At 69.1% G+C, this 1,319-nt stretch carries 1 protein-coding gene; it reads right to left on the reverse strand.

Going from position 1 to position 1,319, the window contains the following annotated elements; translation table 11 throughout:
- Nucleotides 1–17: 17 nt before the first annotated feature.
- On the reverse strand, nt 18–1,112 hold the full coding sequence (locus ACFQU4_RS37610) for an IS110 family transposase (protein ID WP_377502448.1): 1,095 nt from the start codon (nt 1,110–1,112) through the stop codon (nt 18–20).
- Nucleotides 1,113–1,319 lie beyond the last annotated feature (207 nt).

Here is a 1,319-nt window from a genome sequence, read left to right on the forward strand (position 1 = left end):
GGATGCCCCTATGTTTGTCAAGGGGTCGCGGGTGTGGGTTCTGCGGGTCGGAGGGCTTTGGTGATGATCTTGTGGACGTCGCGGGCGATGTAGCGTTTGAGGCGGCGGATGATGTCGCGTTTGGACTTTCCGTCGGCGGTGCGGCGAGCGGTGTAGGCGCGGGTGGCTGGGCAGTGGCGTAGCCGGGTGAGCACGATCCGGTAGAGCGCGGAGTTGGCCTGGCGGTCACCGCCGCGGTTGAGCCGGTGCCGGTTGGTGTTGCCGGAGGAGGCCTGGACGGGGCTAGCGCCGCAGAGCGCGGCGAACGCTGCTTCGGTATGGAGCCGGTCGGGGTTGTCGCCGGCGGTGATCAGGAGCTGGGCGGCGTGGTCGGGCCCGATCCCTTGCTGTTGCAGCAGTTCGGGTGCCAGGGCGGTGACGGTGGCGTCGAGTTGCCGGCCGAGGTCGGTGATCTCGGCGGTGAGTTGCTGCACGCGTCGGGCCAGCAGGCGCAGCGTGTAGCGGGCCGCGGTCGTGCCGTCGGTGACGGGCTGGTCGGGCAGGCCGGCGCAGTGCCGGAGGAGTTTCGTAGTGGTCAGGCCGGCCAGCTCGTCGCGGAGCTCGGCCTCGGCGGTGATGATCATGGCCTTGATCTGGTTGATCGCTTGCGTGCGCGCTTTGACCGCGGATTCCTTGGCCAGCTTGAACAGGCGCAGCATCTCGACCCGCCCGTCACCGGTCTTCGCGGTCGCGGCGGCCCGGCCCGACAAGACGGCCCGGGCCGCCGCCTCGGCATCGATCTCATCGGACTTGCCGCGACGGCGCCGTTCGGCCCGGTCGGGCTGATTCACCTCAACCACCGCCACCCCGGCGGCGAGCAACTGACGGGTCAACGCCTTGCCGTAACTGCCGGTGCCCTCCACCCCGGCCCGCCGTACCAGGCCGAAGGTCTGCGCCCACGCCAGCAGGGCCCGATAGCCCACCGCTGTGGTGCGGAACGACCGGCTGCCCAGCACCGTGCCCAGCACGGACAGCACGACGGCAACGTGGAAATCCTTATGGGTGTCGACACCCAGCACCACCTCCTCTGCGGATGCCGGGGCGGGCTGGGAATGATCGGCCGAGTACGGCATGCTGGACAAGGCTGCTCTGTCTCCTGCGCTTGGGAACGGATCGTGGCCGTCACCGGGCGGCACAGGGAGCGGTCAAGACTGTGACGGCGCTCTTGTGACAGCAAGGCCCCTATCGGGACACGCCCCCAGCCGCCCGGTGGCAGCAAGCACCGCACGCGACGACAGGCCGACAGATCCAGTCAAAGGCAAACCAGACCAGGCACAAGT

Origin of the sequence: Microlunatus sp. GCM10028923, assembly GCF_042666975.1 — a bacterium.
Taxonomy (GTDB): domain Bacteria; phylum Actinomycetota; class Actinomycetes; order Propionibacteriales; family Propionibacteriaceae; genus Microlunatus.